At 40.4% G+C, this 20,325-nt stretch carries 20 protein-coding genes and 1 riboswitch; of the genes, 2 read left to right on the forward strand and 18 right to left on the reverse strand.

The window, feature by feature from the left end; translation table 11 throughout:
• Positions 1-27 precede the first annotated feature (27 nt).
• The 12 genes from ypeB to NSQ17_RS10735 all read right to left on the reverse strand — a co-directional run bounded on the left by ypeB (position 28) and on the right by NSQ17_RS10735 (position 11,862).
• On the reverse strand, positions 28-1,377 hold the full coding sequence (gene ypeB, locus NSQ17_RS10680; RefSeq protein WP_008344510.1) for a germination protein YpeB: 1,350 nt from the start codon (positions 1,375-1,377) through the stop codon (positions 28-30).
• A 16-nt stretch (positions 1,378-1,393) separates the two neighbouring features.
• Entirely contained in the window at positions 1,394-2,314 is a 921-nt protein-coding gene (gene sleB, locus NSQ17_RS10685) for a spore cortex-lytic enzyme (protein WP_144679408.1), read from the reverse strand.
• A 132-nt stretch (positions 2,315-2,446) separates the two neighbouring features.
• Positions 2,447-3,103 (reverse strand): glutamic-type intramembrane protease PrsW, encoded by a 657-nt coding sequence (prsW, locus tag NSQ17_RS10690; protein ID WP_008344507.1) that lies wholly within the window; start codon positions 3,101-3,103, stop codon positions 2,447-2,449.
• Positions 3,104-3,258: 155 nt separating this feature from the next.
• Entirely contained in the window at positions 3,259-4,230 is a 972-nt protein-coding gene (locus NSQ17_RS10695; protein WP_024718498.1) for a YpdA family putative bacillithiol disulfide reductase, read from the reverse strand.
• 124 nt (positions 4,231-4,354) lie between these two features.
• Entirely contained in the window at positions 4,355-5,629 is a 1,275-nt protein-coding gene (locus NSQ17_RS10700) for a Glu/Leu/Phe/Val dehydrogenase (protein ID WP_007500982.1), read from the reverse strand.
• A gap of 196 nt (positions 5,630-5,825) precedes the next feature.
• Positions 5,826-6,404, reverse strand: coding sequence for a genetic competence negative regulator (locus NSQ17_RS10705; protein WP_007500984.1), 579 nt, complete (start codon positions 6,402-6,404; stop codon positions 5,826-5,828).
• 164 nt (positions 6,405-6,568) lie between these two features.
• Positions 6,569-7,357 (reverse strand): metallophosphoesterase, encoded by a 789-nt coding sequence (locus tag NSQ17_RS10710; protein WP_144679406.1) that lies wholly within the window; start codon positions 7,355-7,357, stop codon positions 6,569-6,571.
• An 87-nt stretch (positions 7,358-7,444) separates the two neighbouring features.
• A complete protein-coding gene (locus NSQ17_RS10715; protein ID WP_007500988.1) occupies positions 7,445-7,897 on the reverse strand; it encodes a DUF2663 family protein in 453 nt (150 codons plus the stop codon).
• Between the two features lie 64 nt (positions 7,898-7,961).
• The gene (locus tag NSQ17_RS10720; protein WP_342467428.1) at positions 7,962-8,726 is read right to left on the reverse strand and encodes a LysM peptidoglycan-binding domain-containing protein; all 765 of its coding nucleotides are present in this window, start codon (positions 8,724-8,726) and stop codon (positions 7,962-7,964) included.
• Positions 8,671-9,312: a CPBP family intramembrane glutamic endopeptidase gene (locus tag NSQ17_RS10725; RefSeq protein WP_017359770.1), complete on the reverse strand. Its 642-nt coding sequence runs from the start codon at positions 9,310-9,312 to the stop codon at positions 8,671-8,673. Before NSQ17_RS10725 ends, NSQ17_RS10720 begins: the two co-directional genes overlap by 56 nt.
• Complete coding sequence (locus NSQ17_RS10730) at positions 9,309-10,817, reverse strand: ATP-dependent DNA helicase RecQ (RefSeq protein ID WP_342467429.1); 1,509 nt, start codon at positions 10,815-10,817, stop codon at positions 9,309-9,311. The genes NSQ17_RS10725 and NSQ17_RS10730 overlap by 4 nt, the downstream gene beginning before the upstream one ends.
• Complete coding sequence (locus NSQ17_RS10735; protein ID WP_282745219.1) at positions 10,810-11,862, reverse strand: helix-turn-helix domain-containing protein; 1,053 nt, start codon at positions 11,860-11,862, stop codon at positions 10,810-10,812. The genes NSQ17_RS10730 and NSQ17_RS10735 overlap by 8 nt, the downstream gene beginning before the upstream one ends.
• Before the next feature lie 268 nt (positions 11,863-12,130).
• Between NSQ17_RS10735 and NSQ17_RS10740 the strand changes: the two genes are divergently transcribed.
• The gene (locus tag NSQ17_RS10740; RefSeq protein WP_008344492.1) at positions 12,131-12,379 is read left to right on the forward strand and encodes a ferredoxin; all 249 of its coding nucleotides are present in this window, start codon (positions 12,131-12,133) and stop codon (positions 12,377-12,379) included.
• Between the two features lie 34 nt (positions 12,380-12,413).
• Here the strand turns inward: NSQ17_RS10740 and NSQ17_RS10745 are convergent, their stop codons facing one another.
• The gene (locus NSQ17_RS10745) at positions 12,414-12,995 is read right to left on the reverse strand and encodes an ECF transporter S component (protein WP_008344490.1); all 582 of its coding nucleotides are present in this window, start codon (positions 12,993-12,995) and stop codon (positions 12,414-12,416) included.
• 149 nt (positions 12,996-13,144) lie between these two features.
• Positions 13,145-13,277: riboswitch (FMN riboswitch) on the reverse strand.
• Between the two features lie 287 nt (positions 13,278-13,564).
• Here NSQ17_RS10745 and serA point away from each other — a divergent pair.
• On the forward strand, positions 13,565-15,139 hold the full coding sequence (serA, locus tag NSQ17_RS10750; RefSeq protein WP_041507010.1) for a phosphoglycerate dehydrogenase: 1,575 nt from the start codon (positions 13,565-13,567) through the stop codon (positions 15,137-15,139).
• 32 nt (positions 15,140-15,171) lie between these two features.
• Here serA and NSQ17_RS10755 read toward each other — a convergent pair whose 3' ends face one another.
• The 5 genes from NSQ17_RS10755 to NSQ17_RS10775 all read right to left on the reverse strand — a co-directional run bounded on the left by NSQ17_RS10755 (position 15,172) and on the right by NSQ17_RS10775 (position 20,249).
• Positions 15,172-15,819: a M23 family metallopeptidase gene (locus NSQ17_RS10755; RefSeq protein WP_039165787.1), complete on the reverse strand. Its 648-nt coding sequence runs from the start codon at positions 15,817-15,819 to the stop codon at positions 15,172-15,174.
• A 100-nt stretch (positions 15,820-15,919) separates the two neighbouring features.
• Positions 15,920-17,026 (reverse strand): sigma X negative regulator, encoded by a 1,107-nt coding sequence (locus NSQ17_RS10760; RefSeq protein WP_096881583.1) that lies wholly within the window; start codon positions 17,024-17,026, stop codon positions 15,920-15,922.
• Positions 16,986-17,546 (reverse strand): RNA polymerase sigma factor SigX, encoded by a 561-nt coding sequence (gene sigX, locus NSQ17_RS10765; protein WP_007501006.1) that lies wholly within the window; start codon positions 17,544-17,546, stop codon positions 16,986-16,988. The genes NSQ17_RS10760 and sigX overlap by 41 nt, the downstream gene beginning before the upstream one ends.
• A gap of 202 nt (positions 17,547-17,748) precedes the next feature.
• Positions 17,749-19,530: an ATP-binding protein gene (locus NSQ17_RS10770; RefSeq protein ID WP_024718919.1), complete on the reverse strand. Its 1,782-nt coding sequence runs from the start codon at positions 19,528-19,530 to the stop codon at positions 17,749-17,751.
• Entirely contained in the window at positions 19,527-20,249 is a 723-nt protein-coding gene (locus tag NSQ17_RS10775; RefSeq protein WP_003215596.1) for a response regulator transcription factor, read from the reverse strand. The genes NSQ17_RS10770 and NSQ17_RS10775 overlap by 4 nt, the downstream gene beginning before the upstream one ends.
• Positions 20,250-20,325 lie beyond the last annotated feature (76 nt).

Below are 20,325 nucleotides of genomic sequence, written 5' to 3' on the forward strand. Positions count from 1 at the left end.
TTATTCGCCTTTTCCTCGCTTCCTTTTCTATAGGTCTTTATATATAGGTTCTGCATTTTTTAGTTTATCTACTCTTTCTTCTTTTCCAGTATCTGCATTAATGAACATTCGGTACGTGTCGTTTTTAATGGTTCCTAAAAACTCATAGCAGAGAACTTCCTCTGACATATCATTTTGAACAAGAGCTACATGTGTATCCTCGATCTTCACATGTTTATTTAAGGTCTTTTCAGCTTCTTTTCGAGAAATCTTTGGTGCTTTTATGTCACGTTTTCTGTGATTCATTAAATAGTCTTTCGCTGAGAATCCCACAACCTCACCATCATCTAAAGCGACTTTCATTCGAATACTATCTGGATAAAGCAATACGTTATTCTGTAAAGGCACATAGGTAAATACGCCGATATTATCAAATTGCGCACTCTCATCTAAATGAAATGATTCGGTATCGAATCCATGCTTCTTTAAGAAACTTAGTGCTTTTTCTGAGGCATCATTTAAACTGATTTTTTGTTTTTTCACTTCACGGTTCTGAAGAAGATAGACAGGATGGCCGCCTTTTTCAGTCAAGTCTAAATAAAAGTTTGCCCGGTTGTCTGGGTCAGACATTGACAGGCTGTAGACATCACGGTTCGTTTTACTCCCACTTTTTCTCACCTTAAAATCTTTGTTATGGTCAGGCGCAAATTGCTGGGCGATGCGAATCGCTTCTTTTTTTGAAATCTTTTGCCCTTTTAAGTGATTGTAGCCTTGCGTTTCTGATTCAGTTGACACATTTGTAGGGCCAAGATCAACATCTGCAAACGCATCAGCATTTCTCTCAACGGTTTTTAATCCGTCAATGATGGTGTTGTCGTTTTTTCGATCTCCATCAGCCAGTGCCATTTCAACATCCATCCATTTTAAATTTTTGTTGAGTACGAGATGCTGCACTTGTCTAAGTTCGTTTTGAATATCTGCCGCTTGATCATATAAAGTGGTAATGGTTTTGTGTGTATCTTTGTTTAATGGTTCATCTGATAAAGATTTAAGTGACGATTTGTAGCTAAAGTCACCGACATTCGCTAGAAACTCTTCTGTTTTGTTAAAAGGCATCAATGTGAGCGGAAGCTGACTGACATTGTTATGCGCTTCTGATGACATTCTCCATACATCTGCCAGTGCTGGAGATATAGATGTTTGGCTATTCATCGCAAGTGTTGCGCCAAGTTTATCGTGCAGCTGATCGACTTGATACGTTAAATCATGGAAGGCTCTTTGATAGTTGTTCTCTGCATGAAGCAGTACTGCATCTTTTTCTTGATGCTCTTTATAGCCCCAGTATCCTGTTGAGATGACAGCAATTCCTAAAATAGCAATCAATATTCCTCTGATCATTTATTTACACCTCTTTTTATTCACAGAAAATATGTTTCCCGATTCGTTTAATTTGTGGTCTTCCCCAAATCCATGGGCTTGTTGCTGTATCAGGATTAAAGTAATAAACGGCGCTTTCAGATGGGTCCCAGCCATTAATGGCATCAAATACTGCCTTTTTAGCGGTTTCATTTGGCGCCATATAAAATTGTCCATCTGCTACAGCAGTAAACGCAAGCGGTTCAAAAATGACACCAGCAATAGTGTTTGGAAAGGTCGGGTTGTTTAAACGGTTTAAGATGACGGCTGCGATCGCTACCTGTCCTTCATAAGGTTCACCTCTCGCTTCACTATAAACAGCTTGTGAAAGAAGCTGAATGTCATTGCTTGAAAAACCACCTGGCATGTTGGCTGCTGTTTGTTTCGGCGTTTGATTTGCTTGACCATTTCCTGACTGCTTTCCAGACTTCCCAGTCGAGCTGTTTCCTCCGCTTTGACTTTTTTGATTCTCTTTTGCACCTTGTGCTGTCTTTTTTTGCGTGTTTCTTTGCGCAGGAGCCTTTGTTTGCTGATCAAGAGGTTTCCCGCCATAATGCGTAAACTGATTCCCTTTTTGCAGCTGCTGCTGCACAAACTCTTTATAGTATTTCGTCTTTTGAACTAATAGGTTTTTTGTTTTTTCCCCTACGAGTCCATCGACTTTCTTTACACCAAACTGGCTTTGAAAATTGCGCACGGCCCAGTAAGTTCCCCAGCCATACACCCCGTCTATTTTTCCATTGTAAAAACCATTGTATTGGAGCCTTGCCTGGAGCTCGACGACATCTTCTCCTGTAGCTCCCCGCTGAATCACTTGATTCGTGAAAGCTTCACTTTTTTCAGCTGTCATCAATGAAGACGCGAGCAGAACAATTGAGAAGATAAGGACGATTTGTTTCATGAAACGAGCTTTGTCCATATTTGATCCTCCTGTACTTTTGATGTTTGAATATATGTTTCTTCCGATCCCTATTTTTATACATTCATCACAGGAGGGAATTGGATGGAAAAGACAAAAAACGCCCTAAAGACGTATAGGACGTTTTCCAATTTAAATTTGTACCATCTTCACCGCACGGGCTTTTTTGGCTTTCCGCAGACCAAACCACCATAAAAAAATCATGAACGGCAACATAATATATCCCCAATTTTTCATGCCGAGAAGAATGAAATCATATAAGCCATGAAAAAGGATAGGAAGTATTAAAGAGAGAATCAGCCATTTTCGCTGCTCTTTTTTATCAGAGAAGCGAGCTTTACCTATATAAAATCCCATCACCACACCAAATAAAGCATGGCTTGATACAGGCAGCAAGGCACGTGTAAACGCGTACTCTACCCCATGACCCACTAAGTACAAAATATTTTCAAGTGTCGCAAATCCAAGCGAGACACTTGTTCCATAGACAATCCCGTCATAGTGTTCATCAAACTGTACGTGCGCATAGACACTGACCATTAAAATAAACCACTTTAATGATTCTTCTAAAAAACCCGATGTCACAAATGAAATCACGATAGGATTCGTGGCGATATTTTCCTCTTGGAGGACATACTGAATAAACATGGTTGGAAACACAAGTATGACACCTAGCATAAAAGATCTGATGACCATATGAACCGGCTCATTGTCGTATTGATCTTTCAAATAAAAATAACTTAAAAGTGCGATGCCGGGAGCTAAACCTGCTGAAATGATTGCGATCATAATCAGACCTCTTTCCCTACATTATCCTTTATTATCGTACCACGAATCACCCCTTTTTTATATGACTCGAGCCCATTTTCCCAAAAATAATCTTCTATATAATCCCAATTTACATAAAAAAGAACTGAATCCCTTAGAAGGACCCAGTTCTTTTTTTACCCGTTGATTCTTTTGTTGATTTCTTCTGCAATTAACCCGCCATGAAATCTTCCATTTTCAATGAAAATTTCGTTGGCGTTGTTACCAGCTGCAATGACCCCTGCAATGAAAATACCTTCTACATTTGTTTCCATTGTTTGTTCATCAAATGCTGGGCGGCCTGATTCTGGATCGATTGTTACACCCATTTTTTCTAAAAATGAATGATCAGGATGATAACCTGTCATCGCAAACACATAATCACTTTTCACTCGATCCGTTTGGCCCTGCTGGTTTGTAAAGACAATATCCTGTTCTGTGATTTCCTTCACCTCTGCACCGAACTCCATTCGAATGGTGCCATTTCGAACAAGCGCTTCAAACTCTGGTAAAATCCAAGGTTTGATGCTGGATGAATATTCAGTTCCTCTATATAAAACCGTCACCCTGCTTCCGCATTTCACAAGTTCCAGGGCAGCATCAACACTAGAGTTCTTCCCGCCGATCACCGTCACATCTTTATCAAAGTAGGGGTGTCCTTCTTTAAAATAATGATACACATGAGGAAGGTCTTCCCCTTTTACATTCATATAGTTAGGATGATCATAGTAGCCAGTCGCAATCACAACATAGTCACATGTATAGTCGTCTTTTGATGTATTTACCGTAAAACGGCCATCTTTTTTCGTCACAGCGTTTACCTTTTCAAAAGCATTCACACGAAGGCTTTTTCGTCTGACCACCTCTCGGTAATAGGAAAGCGCCTGAATACGAACGGGTTTCCGATTTTCAGTGATAAAAGCGACGTCACCGATCTCAAGCTTTTCACTTGTACTGAAGAAGGTTTGGTGTGTAGGGTAATGATAAATACTGTTGACCACATTGCCCTTTTCAATCACAAGTGCATCAATCCCAATTTGCTTGAATGCAATGGCAGCTGATAGACCGCAGGGGCCGCCTCCTATTATGATCGCTTTTTCTTGTTTCATTTGTTCCACTCCTGTCGTTTCACTGCAATAACAATTGCTGGGCTGTTTGATTCTTTGCATGATTCCATAAAAAAATCTCCTATTTAAGGATAGGAGATTTTAAGGCGCGATGCAAATAAGTCGCTTAAATCCAGCCTCTGAATCGAGAAGCTTCAGCCATTTTACGTACACCGACCATATATGCTGCTAGTCGCATATCAATACGGCGGTTCTGCGCCATTTCATAAATATTATTAAATGATTTCACCATCATATCTTCTAAACGAGTTTCTACTTCTTCTTCTGTCCAGTAGAACCCTTGGTTATTCTGAACCCATTCAAAGTAAGAAACAGTCACTCCACCCGCACTTGCAAGTACGTCTGGAACAAGCAGTACACCACGATCTGAAAGAATTTTTGTCCCTTCCAATGTCGTTGGTCCATTTGCTGCTTCTACGACAATTTTGGCTTTAATGTTCGCCGCATTATCTTCTGTAATTTGATTTTCAATGGCTGCAGGTACTAAGATATCACAATCTAGCTCAAGCAGCTCTTGGTTTGTAATTGTATCATTAAATAATTTAGTGACGGTTCCAAAGCTGTCACGTCGGTCAAGCAAGTAGTCAATATCGAGACCATCTTCATCATACAAACCGCCGTAAGCATCTGAAATTCCTACGATTTTCGCTCCGGCATCATACATAAATTTAGCCAAGTAACTTCCTGCATTTCCGAATCCCTGAACGACAACACGAGCCCCATTGATGTCAATTCCTTTTTTCTTCGCCGCTTCTTTGATACAGATCGTTACACCTTTTGCCGTTGCAGTATCACGTCCATGTGAGCCTCCAAGAACAATTGGTTTTCCTGTAATAAATCCTGGCGAGTTAAATTCATCAATTCTAGAATACTCATCCATCATCCATGCCATGATTTGAGAGTTTGTAAACACATCTGGCGCTGGAACATCTTTTGTTGGTCCAACGATTTGACTAATTGCGCGAACATATCCGCGGCTTAGTTTTTCAAGCTCCCTAAATGACATTTCTCTTGGATCACAGATAATACCGCCTTTTCCTCCGCCATAAGGAAGATCCACAATACCACATTTTAAACTCATCCAAATCGAAAGCGCTTTTACTTCTTTTTCAGTAACGTTCGGGTGGAATCGAATTCCGCCTTTTGTTGGACCGACAGCATCATTATGCTGCGCACGATAACCAGTGAAAATTTTCACCGATCCATCATCCATACGTACTGGAATTTTGACCGTTAATAGGCGAATTGGCTCCTTCAGCAATTCATACACTTCTTGCGGATAGCCCAATTTATCAAGCGCTTTATGTATGACGGTTTGAGTTGACTTTAAAACATCTAGCTTATCTTCTGCGTTATGAGCGGCGTTTTGATCGGCTGCCATTAAAATAAACCCCCTAGAAATCTTTCATGATCTACTGCTCCCTTTCAAGCAATAGTATACACCTTCGTACTGGTAAAGCAAAGGTAAAAAGCGTTTTTTATCAAAATAAAATATCAGCGTTTATAAATATAAAAATGGATATAAAAAAATACTGTTGTTTCATCACAACAGTATTAAATATAATAGAAAAAAGTGATTAAAAATACAGTTGAATCGTTTTCACTGCATCTTCCTGCATGATCACTTTTCCGTATTCTTTTAACCGGTGAATGGTTAATGTCGTCGGAGAACCGAACTCCGCTAAAATAGAAATGACCGTATCTGCAGACAGTTCTTCGAAATCATCTAGGCTGAGAAAATATTGACCTTCATAATGGTAAACTGTCCCCCCCAAAAGTCCAATACGACTTAAACTATGGGACAGTTGAATCACATCTTCAAACGAGGCAAATTGATAGAGCACATGCTTGCTCTCGTCGAGCTTGACTTGCATCTCAATGTAATCTTCATCAAACTCATCATCAGCATCTTCCTGCTGACTCTTTGTCACAATGACGACCATCCCCTGCGCCTGAAGAGAAAATACTTCAACAGCAATCGGTCCATTCGCTTCAAAACCGAGCTCCTGATTCGCTTCGTTCATCATGTCTTTAAACAGCTGATGAACTTTGAACGAATCTTTCCAAAGGTCTTCTTTCGTAAGACCTCGGTCTGTCAGATCATCTAGTGTGAGAAAAATTTTGATTTTATTATAATTCAGACGCTCTAGCCGCATAACGTTCCCTCCTGCCTCTTCTAACACACATCATACTGTAGTATATGAGATGATGAGTCATAGGTTCTTAATTTTGTATTCAGTTTACACTGTGTCAAGACGGAAGACAAGCATGAAGCTATGCTTACGGTGACTTTTATGGAAAATATTGATGGGGCATCAACTTAGCGCGTTTTTAGCGGCATTAAATAGATCAGATGGGTTTCTGGTTCTGCTCCAAGACGCATCGGAATCTTTGTTGTTCCGTAACCATTACTAATCAGAAAGAAAGCACCTTTGACTTGGCCTGTTCTTCCTTTTTCATACGGACCAAATTTCCCAATGCGAATTTGACCCCCATGGGTATGACCGCTCAAAACGAGATCAATTCCCTCTTCTTCACTCATCAAGTGATGCACATCTGGGTTGTGTGATAAAAGGATATTCACGTCTTCTTTGACAAACTCCGGCCGTATCGCTTCATAATCTGCTTTTTCAAGCCGGATATCATCAATTCCGCCTATTTTAATGGGCTGTCCTTCAAAATTCCACACAGCCGTCTCATTTTGCAATGTCGTCACCTGATAGGTATGGAGGATGTCTTTGAGTTTTTGCTGATGCAGCTCATGGTCGTTATTCCCCCACACAAAATACACCGGGGCAATCCTTGCTAAACGTTTCACATTTTCTTCGACTCTAGCATATGGGACTCCCTTTTCAGCTAAGTCCCCGCCGATCATAATGACATCAGGCTGCTTCTCTTCCACTTCCGCTAATAAAGTATCACTAATTAGACGGCGATGGGTATCAGAAATAAAGAAAATGACTGCAGGTCGATCTGACTGAAGTCCTTCTATTGTAAAGTAATGCTTTTTGATGTTGTTTTGTTTTGCCGTTTTCACCATTTTCGCTGTTACACACACACCTGTTGTCACAGCCGCTATGGCAGCAGTAAATCCGATGGCATATTTCATTATGAATGACTCCCTTGTATCAGCTTTCTTTTATAGGACGCTTGAATGAAAAAAGACGTTTCAACTGTTTAAACGTCTTTTGCTCATTTATTTACTTTCATAATAGAGGTTGATGTCATATTGCGTCTGCATGAAGTGAAAAACGGCCTCGCGCTCTTTCCACTGATTTGATTGAGGCCATAAATCTGTGCTTTTCTGTATAATTTCACATCTGAGCTTATGATATTCATCCTCAGCCTTTTCTTCTTTTTTCTTATAATAATACGATGCGTAAAAAGCAAACACTTCAGCCATGATCCAAAACAGAAACACCTCATGGCCAAGCAATGTGGCAATCATCGCTTCCGGCTGCAGGGAGCCCCCGCTATTAGCTGTTATCACAAAATAAAACAGAAGAATCGCAAGTGATAAAAGGGCTGTCCATTGCCACCTTTTGCATTGTTTTGCAAATCCCTCGTATTTGCGTTTCCTTTTGATCAATGTTTCAATCATTTTCTGTGTCGGCTGATCCATATAGCGGCTGATTGCGTGCAAAGTCATCACATACACCCTTGTCCCTTTTTTCTACATATGTATGTGCTTTTCGATTCATTCATGTCAAATATTAATTTTCTAATGGGATATTCAATACTTGTCCGCTGTACACGCTATTTCCTTTTAAATGATTGTAAGCTCGAATTTTCTCTTCCCCTGATCGGTTTTGATAATACTTCATGGAAATTCGATACAAGTTTTCCTCTGGTCCAACAGTATGCTGCACGACACGAACAGGCTTTTCTTCCTGCTTCTTCTTCTCTTCTGCTTCTTTTCGCTTTTTCTCTTCCTGCTGTTTTTGAAGAGCGAGCTGTTGCTGCTCACGCTTTTTTGCAGCTTCGGCCTTTTCACGCTCAGCCTTCTCTTTAGCGGCTTGTTCTTTTTTCTTTTGCTCTGCTTTTTCTTTTGAACGATGCTTTTCTTTATCAGCATCTTTCTTTTTCTTCTCATCATCAGACGCATCCGCTTTGTCAGCGCTTGAATCATTTTTTGTGTCAACAAGTGCTGACGGGACTGGATCTGTGTCAGCACTCGATGTTTTATCAATATAAACACCTTGATTGTTGTTATCGTTAATTTCCTTTGATGTGTAATAAATCAACAGGAAGAAAACCGTGACGACAATAATAGGAAAGATAATAGCCAGTGTCGTAAACAATGGATTACGCACCTTTTTGGTTCGCTGCTTTTTATATTCATGAAAATCTTCTCGTGTAGGAAAGTGAGAGTCATCTGAAGGATGCACTTTTTCTTCTTCAAGATTTTCCTCTACATCATCATCATGGATGTTTGTCAGCTGCTGCTTTTTTCTCTTCATTCTCGACATTTCTTCCATGTTCATCCCTCCCCCAATATTTAAAACGAATTTGACATGCAAAGACTAGGTCAATGACAAAGTGTGTCATGACAGGAACGAATAAATTCCCTGTCCACTCGTATAAAAGTCCTAAAAAAATACTAATAGAAACCACAAGGATAAACAAGAGTATTTTTGACAAATAGCGAAAGTGAAGAAGTGCAAACACAATGCTTGCAATCTCCAGTCCAAATTGCTGCTGAACGATCCCGCGAAATAAAATTTCTTCTGAAAAGGCAATGAGCAGCGTTAACCAAACAATATGCAGAATGCTGCGGTTTTTGAACATTTTTTCATTTAATCCGCCATCATCATACATATGAGCCGGAAACACCTTCATGACAATAGCGTCGACAATAATCACAAGCAAAGCGCCGCCAATTCCGTAAGTCAGGATACGCATATCTCGGATCTGCCATAAGGCTGTAAAATCAGTCCAATGATCAAACATAAACATCCCTAGTAAAAAAGAGACAATCAGCATGAGCAGCTGTGTGAAATACAACTGTTCTACTACTTGTCGATCGGTTAATTTTTCAATAATACGGCGATGTTGTTCAATCAATGCTGCGCCTCTTTTGTCAGGTGAAACAGACGATCCAGCTCGGTCTTCCAGTGTTTCATTTCATTCAGCTCCAATGGTTGATCTTTTTTTTCGTAATCAGACAGGTCAAGTCCGCATGAAGAGCAGCAGTTCCCAAAGGAAGCGTCCTCCGTTAGATCAAGCTGCTCATCAAAGTATGATAACAGAGATTGCCTAAAGCAGCGACGGCCAGTGATATGCTCTTTAAACTGCCACACTTTTTTTAGCTTTTCTGTTTGTCTATCCTGCAGCTTTTCTTTCAGCTTCTTCATGAGCAAACGGGGCTGTTCAGTTTGGTACATCGTATAATAATGCGAGAGCATTCGCGCACGCGTCTCCTGAAGCCCTGCTTCCATCAATTGTTCACGTAATTTCTTTTCATCATTTATCGGCATATGTGATAATCGGGCTAAGAAAAAATCAATTTCTGGATCATCAAAACCTTCTGCTTGAATCAAATGACTTTGAATATCCGCATCCTCTTCTGTATATAAAAGAACGCTCACACTATTTTTCCCGTCCCGTCCAGCTCTTCCAATTTCCTGCATAAATGCTTCAATTGACTGAGGCGGACTCATATGAATCACAAAGCGTATATTTGCTTTATCAATTCCCATTCCAAAAGCACTTGTACAGCAAATGAGATCAATTTGACCACTGATAAATTGCTGCTGGATCAGCATGCGGTCTCCTGACTCCATTCCACCATGATAAAACTCTACACGTTGATGCGTTTTTTGTTTCACCAAACGTGAGATATCTTCTGTCATTTGCCGGGTCGGACAATAAATTAGCCCAGGCCCTTGAAGGGTTTCCACAAGCTCCAGTGCTCGTTTCTCTTTTGCTTCTTTCGTTTCATGTGCCTCTTTTAATAGTGCAATATTCGGCCGGTTGACTGAATGAATATGTACATCTGGATGCTCTAGCCGCAACGTTTGCACAGTATCTTTTAAGGTTTGTTTCGTCGCAGTTGCCGTTAGTGCTAAGGCGACAGGATTGCCGAGCGCTTCCCTCCATTCCCCAAGCTTGGAGTATTCCGGGCGGAAATCATGTCCCCATTCCGATATACAGTGAGCTTCATCTACAACGAATAGACCCACATGCATCGCTTTGAGCTGCTCTAACAATACCTCTGACATAAGCGCCTCAGGTGCGACAAATAAAAATTTATATGATGGCAAATGCCGAATAATATGTCTTCTTTCTTGAAAAGACAGTGTACTGTTAAGCGCAGCCACTCGCTTTTCACCGCGCATTTTCATGCGTTCCACTTGATCTTCCATGAGTGATAAAAGAGGCGAAATGATCAGCACTAACCCGTCTGTCAAATAGCCCGGAATTTGATAACAAAGTGACTTCCCGCCACCAGTAGGAAGCATGGCAACCGTATCTTTTTGTTGAAGTACACTTCGAATAATGTCCTCCTGACCTGTTTTGAAGGCATCATAACCAAAGTATCGCATCAGCGTCTGATGAAGCTTATCCACTTGCTTTCACCATCCTTGTCAATGCCAATCGTATTTGAAAATAAGTAAATGAATGCTCGAGACTTTCTTTGATCAGCTTCATCTTGTTGGTTTGGAGCTGACCGGCTACCTCATGTATCGCCTTTTGAGCTTCACTGCTGACATATGGTTCGATCGAGAAGCTCGGCTCATGTATCGAGAGCTCCACAATATGATCTTCAATTGTCGCTTTTTTTAATGAACGAATATGAGCAATTTGATCAATACTGAACCCTTTTTGTACAAGCTCAAGCGTTTTATGGGTAGAGGTGGTCAGCACACGTTTGAATTGAAGATCATCTATCATTCGCTGGATGATCGGTGCCTCACCTTTTTGTGCACATTGAATAAAATAATGGAGCACATTCCAAAAAAGCAAGTAAACATACCATACATCTTCTTTCATCCATTCCGCCATTTGCTGGTACGTCCGTCCGATTCTTTCATTGGAAGTCAATGAATAAACAAAAAGCAGTGCCTCTTGATCAGTTAAATGAGCAAGAAGTGTTTCAAGCTCATGATGGATATCTTCAGAAAGCTTTTTCTTCTGGTGATATTGAGAGAAGAAGGATTTCGTCCAGTTTTGAACCGATATATCTCTTTGAATCGGCACATAGTGTTGTGACCGCGCTGCATGATGTGAAAGGACCTGCACAAGTAAAGACAGCCTCATCCATAATATTTTTGCTTTATCATGATACTTGGCACCATCAAAATAAACTGGCATCGGTTTTTCAGCAAAACGCTGACTTAGCATACTTATTCCTTCATCTGTGGCAATGAATGTATCCTCTGTCTTTCTGATTAAGTGCTGCTCTAGCAGCCTTTTTACAGAGCGATTCAGCTGATCCCTCGTAAAAGCTGGATAGCAGCCGAAGTAGCTAGAGAGCTGAAACAAACTTGCATCCTGTATCGTTTGTGATGATTTTTTCCCTTTAAAAAGATGGTAGACAGCACTAATGGAGCGTTCGCCGTTCAATTTATGTACGCTGTCCATCAACATGACATCCAAGTAATGAATCGTCATTGACCAAAGCACCTGTCTTCCTGACAAAATTCGAATATTTTCTCCCTTTATTTTAACAGATTTCATTGAAGAAGAAATGTTTAAACTCAATTAATGGGGGAAAGTTATGAACAAACCCTTATGTGATAAGCATTCTCAATCACTTTACAGTTGAAATGTGAATTTAAAATCATTACAATAAGGTTTGAGGAAATTGGTTTTTTATCGGTGAAACTAAAAAGGTTAAACCATTTGTTCCATCGAACAATCTGGGAGGTATTTTTTTAACATGGCAAAATATACAATTGTAGACAAAGACACATGTATTGCTTGCGGCGCATGCGGTGCAGCTGCTCCAGACATTTATGATTATGATGATGAAGGCATTGCATTTGTCACGCTTGATGACAATCAGGGGACTGTAGAAGTTCCAGAAGTACTTGAAGAAGATATGCTTGATGCATTTGAAGGTTGCCCAACTGACTCAATTAAAGTTGCGGACGAAACTTTCGATGGTGATCCACTTAAGCATGAATAGGATAAAAGCCCCTTTAAAAGGGGCTTTTTTTATATTAACTATTTTGAAGTCGGCGTTTATTTTCAAACCATGGACGCATTTTGACAAAAATGAAACTAAAGACGATGGTGATGATGATTCCTTTAATTAGGTTAAAAGGCAAGATCCCTGCTGTAATGGTTGCCTTTAGCACATGATCTGACAGGACGGGTGCATTCAAAAACCATGTATAAGCAGGAAGGAACAAGAAATAGTTTAAGATGCTCATCATGACTGTCATGAGTAATGTTCCGAGAATCATGGACCACGCTAACCCTCTTGCTGATTTAATCTTTTTAAAAATAAAAGCCACCGGTAAGATGAATAGTACACCTGCTGTAAAATTCGCTACTTGATCCACAGGAACACCGGACATGCTACCATGAATGAGGTAGTGCAGTAGATTCTTTAAAGCTTCAACAGCAATCCCAGCACCTGGCCCATAAATTAAAATCGCAATAATCGCAGGAATATCACTAAAATCAATTTTTAAATACCCAGGCAGCCCAGGGAAAGGGAAATTCAATAACATTAATACAAATGCGATACTGCTAAGCATGCTGATGACAACTAAACGTTTTACTTTACTTTGATTCAATATTCTCTCTCCTTTTCGATCAAATCTTTCGAAAAGAGGATTGTTCAATTTTAGCCACAAAAAAACCGCTCTGAATACATACACAGGAGCGGGAAATTTAGGCTACACAAATAAACGTATAAACAGACATGTTTTCAACGTTTACGAACCTCCATCTTCTCCCATCCAGACTATACTGTCGGCTTCGGAATCACACCGAATCCTGCCAAAAAAGGCTCGCGGGCTTAGAGACTATGCCTCATCACCGCCGGTAGGGAATTACACCCTGCCCCGAAGATTGATCATTATTCAATTCGACATCATTATATATGATATATGAGCATTTGTACAGATAAAAATCCTGAGCAAATTCATCAGTTTTAAGAAATCGTAAAAAACCTAAAATTTATAATGACAAATGCGTAAAAATTGGTTATCTTTTGTTTAAAGGTGTCCATTCTTGATCAAGACACTAAAAAATGTTCGTGTTTTCTTTTTCGCTTTACTGCTTTAATTTGATTGACACAGTGAAAAGGAATATGGTAAATTATCAGATATTTATGACGTTTATTTTAGGAGGAAATCTTACGATGTTTCGAGTATTAGTCTCAGATAAGATGAGCAATGATGGTCTTTTACCACTATTAGAATCAGATTTTGTTGAAATTGTTCAAAAAAATGTAACAGAAGCAGAAGATGAATTACACACGTTTGATGCCTTACTTGTCAGAAGTGCCACAAAAGTGACAAAAGAACTTTATGAAAAAATGACTTCATTAAAAATTGTTGGCCGTGCCGGTGTGGGAGTCGACAACATTGACATTGATGAAGCGACAAAACACGGTGTGATTGTCATCAATGCACCAAATGGGAATACGATTTCAACGGCAGAGCATACGTTTGCGATGATCTCATCTCTCATGCGTCATATTCCTCAAGCCAATATTTCTGTGAAATCAAAAGAATGGAACAGAGGCGCATATGTCGGTGCTGAGCTTTACGGAAAATCTCTTGGGATTGTTGGCTTAGGCAGAATTGGAAGTGAAATCGCCCAGCGTGCAAGAGCATTTGGCATGACGGTCAACGTATTTGACCCTTTCCTCACAAAAGAACGTGCCGAAAAAATTGGTGTCAATGCAAAATCACTTGATGAAGTGCTTGAAGTATCAGATATTATTACGGTACATACACCTTTAACAAAAGAAACTAGAGGACTTCTCAATAAAGAAACAATCGCAAAAACGAAAAAAGGTGTTCGTCTAGTGAACTGTGCACGCGGCGGCATAATTGACGAACGAGACCTTCTTGAAGCACTTGAAAATGGTCATGTCGCAGGGGCAGCTCTCGATGTATTTGAAGTAGAACCACCTACTGAGAATCCACTTGTGGATCATCCAAACGTCATTGCCACTCCGCATCTTGGTGCATCTACAAAAGAAGCACAATTAAATGTGGCGGCACAAGTCTCTGAAGAAGTTCTTCAATTTGCAAAAGGACTCCCGGTCATGTCATCTATTAATCTACCAGCGATGACAAAAGACGAGTTCAAAAAAATCCAGCCTTATCATCAATTTGCGGGAAAACTTGGACGTCTTGTTTCTCAATCGATGAGAGAACCTGTAAAAGAAGTCAGCATTTCATATGAAGGATCTATCGCAAAACTCGAAACATCATTTATTACAAAAAGTCTGCTTTCTGGCTTTTTGAAAGAGCGCGTCGATTCGACTGTAAATGAAGTCAATGCAGGTATGGTGGCAAAAGAACGCGGCATTAGCTTTAGCGAAAAAATTTCTTCAAGCGAATCTGGCTATGAGAACAGCATTTCCATTGAAGTCAAAGGTGACCTTTCCACCTTTACATTAAAAGCAACGTATATCCCGCATCTAGGTGAACGTGTCGTTTCTATTAATGGTTTCAATATTGACTTTTACCCAGATGGGCATCTTGTCTATATTCAGCATACTGACGCACCTGGTGTGATCGGTCAAGTTGGAAAGATTTTAGGCGACCACGATGTGAACATCGCGACAATGCAAGTAGGCCGTAAAGAAAAAGGCGGCGAAGCCATCATGATGCTATCTTTTGACAAGCACCTTGAAGATGAAATTGTCCAAACTTTAACTGAAGTAAACGATATTCTTTCTGTGCGTCTGATTGACCTATAAAAAATGGTAAACCTCATGCAAAAGCATGAGGTTTATTTTGTTGAAACGATTAAACGTTCACCTGTACGTATGAGATGCGTTGTCAGTGCATTGATTTTCTTCAATTGATCAACGGTCATTTGATGTGCTTTAGCAATGGACCAGAGCGTGTCCCCTTGTTGTATGACATATGTATGTTTCTCATATCCATCTACATGAAGGGCTGGCTCTTGGAAACGATCTCTTGCAATGATTGTGAGCGGATCTACTGCATCTTCTTTACTGACTGACCAATTACCCCTGTGCACCTCAAAATGCAAATGAGTGCCCCTAGAAGCGCCTGTGTTGCCTATGATGCCGATCGGCTGTCCTGTTTGTACATGGTCACCATTCTTCACAAAACGCGCATTTAAATGCGCATAGACGGTTTCATATCCATTTGGATGCCGAATAAATACAACTTCACCATATGTAGCAGATACATAGGAACGAGTGACCACACCTTCGCTAGCAGCCAAAATGGATTCTCCTTCCGGTGCAGCAATGTCTAACCCCTTATGCGAACCCCCTCTTGTCCCAAACAAATCAGTGACTTCACCTCTGATTGGTTCCACCCACTCGGTTGTTTTCTCTGCACGGGCAAACGGTGATAAGGTCAAGAACAAGAAACAGCTAGCACATATGTAGCAATACCTTTTCATCAGTGACTTCCCTTCTTTGAAGTTCTTTTCATGACAGCATAGTATACCTCAAGGAAGCCCTTTTCTATACATGAAAAAAGAACGCAATAAGTTGCGTCCTTTAGCGTTCTTTGATAACAACTGGGTTTGGCAGTGCCGGTACCTCTAGCGGTTCTTTTAATTCATATGGGCCTACTTGATCTGTTCCTGCATTTTGTATCGTGACATCTGTAAAACCGAAATCTTTCGCTGTGAGCAGCAGTCCTTCAATAAGTAAAATATGATCAATTGAGTCCGTTAATTGTGCTGATGCTCCAAACGTGATGGTTGCATGTTTTCCTTTTGATGTCACCTTTTGTATAGGCTCTTCTTTAATGAGTGGATCGAGTCCTGCATCATTCGCCCGCTTCATCGCCTCTACCGCATCTTTATAAGAAGGATAATTATCTTTTGACGGCACCAAAAATGTCCCGCTCTTATTTTCTAAAACGTAGTAAGCGTGCTTTGTTTGTTTATTAATTGAAATGGTACCAAGACGGCCATTCGTCCCTAATTGAAGGTGCGAGCCATTGACAGACTTGACCTGTACTTGTTTATATTGGCTCCATTTTAACGTTTCTTTGACCATGTCTTTAAAACGATTGGCTTCTTTTAATGTATCAAGAGACAAATCACTTTTCAGCTGAAAAATCAGTGTGTCCCCTTTTTCACTCACATCCACCATATCCATATAGGCTTGAAGAGGTTTTGTCATTTCAGGCAGCTCCAGTTTTTCGTATGTATCAAGAAGCGCCTGCACATCGTCATGCTTATTTTCTTTTTGAATACTGATTGGGACAACTTGAGAAGTCGATTCATCTATGTATGAAATCGTCATATACTTTTCTTTGTCAGATGCGTAAGCAACATGTGAAGGATCATTTGTGTTTTTTACCGCCTCTAATGTAGCATTCACCTGTCCTTTTTCAGCACTCGAGTCCATTTTCACTTTCTTTATATCTTGAGCAGCCGGCTGAAATAAATGAGGAGAAATCAAAAACGCCATAAATAAGACCACAACGGTTGCGACCGCTGGACCGATCCATCTGGCACTTTTCTTTTTCTTCCCGCTTGCCATCAGCATTTGCTGGTAAATCTGCTTAGATGAACGGTTGTCCTCCACCTTTGGAAGCTGACTGAGTAATACTTTAATTCGTTCTTCGCTCCAATTGGACCTGTTCGTTTTCATTCACTAGCTCCTCCTTCAAAAGCTCCATATGTTTTCGGAGCACTTTCAGGCCTCGGTGCTGCGTTGTTTTGACTTTGCTTTCCGAGAACTTTAGCGCCTTGGCCGTCTCCATGATTGAGTAGCCTTGGATAAACCTTAAAATGATGACGGCTCGTTGATCAATGGTGCAATGATCAAGTGCGGCATAAATTTCTTTGATATTTTCATCCTGTACAGCCAATTCATCTGGGAGCAGGTCTGGATCTTTTACATCCTGTTTATCCCAATCAAACGTGCCGAGCACCCGTTGTCTGATGGTTTGCTGTTTGCGAAACCAGTCAATTGCCACATGCCTTGCAATTGAAAACAGCCATGTTTTCTCGCTGCTTCTTCCTTCAAAAGTTTTATATGAGTGAAGTACCCGAATGTAAACCTCCTGCACGAGATCCTCTGCCTGATTTTTATCTTTTACCATATAAAATAAAAATTGGTACAAATCTTGATGGTACGAATCATATATTTTTTGAAAGGTTTCATGCATAGGAAACCCCTCCGTTCACTTATTTTTGTCGAGTGACTCTCACAAAACGTTACATTACAACTTTATGACAAATATATTACAAGATCGACAATTTGGAAAGGGCTTTTAGTTTAACTTCTCCTTAAAAATATGAAAATAGAAAAAACACTTCATTTTCTTTCGAAAAGAAGTGTTTCTCATGTAACAAGATTCTTCGTCAAGATTAGACGAGTTCCTGCTTTTTTTTCGGAATATAGAAAGTGAAGTGAGTACCTGTTCCAGCTTTACTATGTGCATGAATGGAGCCTTGATGCGCTTCTACGATGTTCTTCACAATCGCAAGGCCCAGCCCCGTACCGGAACGTCCTCTTGTTCTTGCTTTATCTGCTTTATAGAACCGTTCAAAAATAAACGGGAGATCCTCTTCAGGAATGCCGCTTCCCGAATCTTTCACATCCATTTTGAGCCCATTTTCCACCGATTGAACTGAGAAGTGAACTTCTCCGCCTTCTGGTGTATGACGAATGGCATTATCGATGAGATTTGTAAAAACCTGTTCTATTTTATCTGGATCAAATACAAAATACGGTTCTTCTACTTGAATTTCATACGTCAGGTTGATTTGTTTTTCTTTCGCAATTCCAAGGAATTTACGGTAGATTTTTTCAGTCAGCTCTTCTGTATCAGTTGATTCAAGATTCAGTGTAATATGACCAGCTTCCATACGTGCGAGATCGAGAAGATCATTCACAAGACGCCCCATTCGAAGTGATTCATCATAGATAATTTGGGCAATCTCTTTCTTTTCCTCTTCTGATCCGGCAATGTCATCGACAATCGCTTCACTATAGCCCTGGAGCATAGCAATAGGTGTGCGGAGTTCATGGCTGACATTTGCAATGAAGTCTTTTCTTAGCTTATCCAGTCTTCTCTCTTCTGTCATATCGCGAAGTACCGCTACCGCCCCTCTGACATCTTGCTGGTTATAAAGCGGAGACATGAGAAGAACCCAAGTACGCCCTTGCAGCGTGACTTCGATCATTTGCTCTTTTTCCGTACTGACGGCAGTATGAAACAATTCACGCGCTTCCGGCGGCAGTTCATCCCCATCTTTGATCTTCATATTTTGCTCGTAATACCAAGCCTGCAAGAATCTTTCTGCAGGAGGGTTTGTCATGAGGATCGTTCCATCAATATTGATCGTGATAACACCGTCTGCCATACTGCTGAGAATGTTGGACAAATGTTCTTTTTCTTGATTTAAAGCGGTTATATGAAATTTAAGCTGCTTACCCATTTGATTAAAGGCGATCGCCAGTTCCCCAATTTCATCTTGCGTTAAAATAGGAATCTTTGTATCAAATTTCCCTTTCGCCAAATCTTGTGCTCCCTCTCTCATCTTTCTGAGAGGATAGGTGACACGAGTGGATAAGAAGAAAGCGAAAATCGTGGTGAGCACAATCGCAATTCCGGCTGCGAGGAAGATATAACGCGTCGTATGTTTTGTTGTCTGCTCTACTGCGAGGAGGGATTGAGAAAGAAAGACCATCCCTTTCTTTCCGTTCGCCTCGTAAGGAACACCTACTACAATGCGCTCATCCTTCTGATTGCCTGTATCAGATTCAGCTCGTTTACTGATTTTTTTTCGTTCTGTCAGTGCCCTGTTCAAATCTTTGTCTGCTTCAATTTGTTCTTTTGTGATCGCAGGAAGCTTCCCGCCTTTTTCAGACGAATACCATTCTAGTCCATCCTCTTGAACAATCGCGATACTTGTCAATTTATCAGCTAGTTCTGATGTAATCGATCTTGCAAGTGATTGATCCTCATGGCTTTCTAAAATGACTGCTACTTTGTTGGCCATTTGTGTTAAATCAGACTTTGCTTCTTCCACATGGTAATTCTCAATGAACTCTAAAAGAAGCACAGTTAAAATCGATAAAACAATGAGCACGAGGAAAAGAATGGTTAACCATAGCTTTCCTACGACACTTTTCCACAGCTTCATTCAGCGCCGACCTCAAATTTGTACCCGACACCCCATACTGTCACGATTTTTTTCGCTGCTTCTGGTGACACTTTATTCAGTTTTTCACGAAGCCTTTTGACGTGAGTATCCACTGTTCTCAGATCCCCAAAGAATTCATACTGCCACACTTCTTTGAGAAGCTTTTCCCTGTCATAGACCTTATCCGGCGTTTTTGCCAAGAAGTACAAAAGTTCGTATTCTTTCGGCGTGAGGCTGACTTCTTTTCCATCTGCTGTGACCCGGTGTGCATCATGATCAATGGATAGATGAGAAAACACGAGAACATCTTTTGTGGTTGTTCCAGTATTAAGGTATGACGTTTGAGACGATCTTCTTAGCAGTGCTTTCACACGAAGAACCACTTCACGCGGGCTGAAAGGTTTGACGATATAATCATCCGTTCCTGCCTCAAAGCCTTGCACACGGTTAGCTTCCTCACCTTTTGCTGTCAGCATAATAATTGGTGTGGCTTTTTTATCTCGGATTTGATTACACACTTCAATCCCATCTGTCCCAGGCATCATTAAATCAAGCAAAATGAGGTCATAATCGGTTTGAAGTCCTTTTTGAATGGCTTCATCCCCATTTTCCGCTTCATCAATTTCATAATTTTCCCGTTCTAAATACATTTTTAAAAGGCGACGAATTCTTGCCTCATCATCGACGACTAATATTTTCGTTTGAGTTGTGTGTTCCATTAGACAATCCTCCTGCTTTCTCCGTTGTTACATACATTTTAACAAAAAGCCGAATCGAATCATAAAAGTTGGCCTT

Source organism: Bacillus sp. FSL W8-0629 (genome assembly GCF_038593225.1).
Taxonomy (GTDB): domain Bacteria; phylum Bacillota; class Bacilli; order Bacillales; family Bacillaceae; genus Bacillus; species Bacillus altitudinis.

Coding starts and splice junctions, on each gene's coding strand:
- ypeB (WP_008344510.1), bottom strand. CDS start 1,377: ATGATCAGAGGAATATTGATTGCTATTTTAGGAATTGCTGTCATCTCA.
- sleB (WP_144679408.1), bottom strand. CDS start 2,314: ATGGACAAAGCTCGTTTCATGAAACAAATCGTCCTTATCTTCTCAATT.
- prsW (WP_008344507.1), bottom strand. CDS start 3,103: ATGATCGCAATCATTTCAGCAGGTTTAGCTCCCGGCATCGCACTTTTA.
- NSQ17_RS10695 (WP_024718498.1), bottom strand. CDS start 4,230: ATGAAACAAGAAAAAGCGATCATAATAGGAGGCGGCCCCTGCGGTCTA.
- NSQ17_RS10700 (WP_007500982.1), bottom strand. CDS start 5,629: ATGGCAGCCGATCAAAACGCCGCTCATAACGCAGAAGATAAGCTAGAT.
- NSQ17_RS10705 (WP_007500984.1), bottom strand. CDS start 6,404: ATGCGGCTAGAGCGTCTGAATTATAATAAAATCAAAATTTTTCTCACA.
- NSQ17_RS10710 (WP_144679406.1), bottom strand. CDS start 7,357: ATGAAATATGCCATCGGATTTACTGCTGCCATAGCGGCTGTGACAACA.
- NSQ17_RS10715 (WP_007500988.1), bottom strand. CDS start 7,897: ATGACTTTGCACGCAATCAGCCGCTATATGGATCAGCCGACACAGAAA.
- NSQ17_RS10720 (WP_342467428.1), bottom strand. CDS start 8,726: ATGGAAGAAATGTCGAGAATGAAGAGAAAAAAGCAGCAGCTGACAAAC.
- NSQ17_RS10735 (WP_282745219.1), bottom strand. CDS start 11,862: ATGACGATTCATTACTTGGATGTCATGTTGATGGACAGCGTACATAAA.
- NSQ17_RS10740 (WP_008344492.1), top strand. CDS start 12,131: ATGGCAAAATATACAATTGTAGACAAAGACACATGTATTGCTTGCGGC.
- serA (WP_041507010.1), top strand. CDS start 13,565: ATGTTTCGAGTATTAGTCTCAGATAAGATGAGCAATGATGGTCTTTTA.
- NSQ17_RS10755 (WP_039165787.1), bottom strand. CDS start 15,819: ATGAAAAGGTATTGCTACATATGTGCTAGCTGTTTCTTGTTCTTGACC.
- NSQ17_RS10760 (WP_096881583.1), bottom strand. CDS start 17,026: ATGAAAACGAACAGGTCCAATTGGAGCGAAGAACGAATTAAAGTATTA.
- sigX (WP_007501006.1), bottom strand. CDS start 17,546: ATGCATGAAACCTTTCAAAAAATATATGATTCGTACCATCAAGATTTG.
- NSQ17_RS10770 (WP_024718919.1), bottom strand. CDS start 19,530: ATGAAGCTGTGGAAAAGTGTCGTAGGAAAGCTATGGTTAACCATTCTT.
- NSQ17_RS10775 (WP_003215596.1), bottom strand. CDS start 20,249: ATGGAACACACAACTCAAACGAAAATATTAGTCGTCGATGATGAGGCA.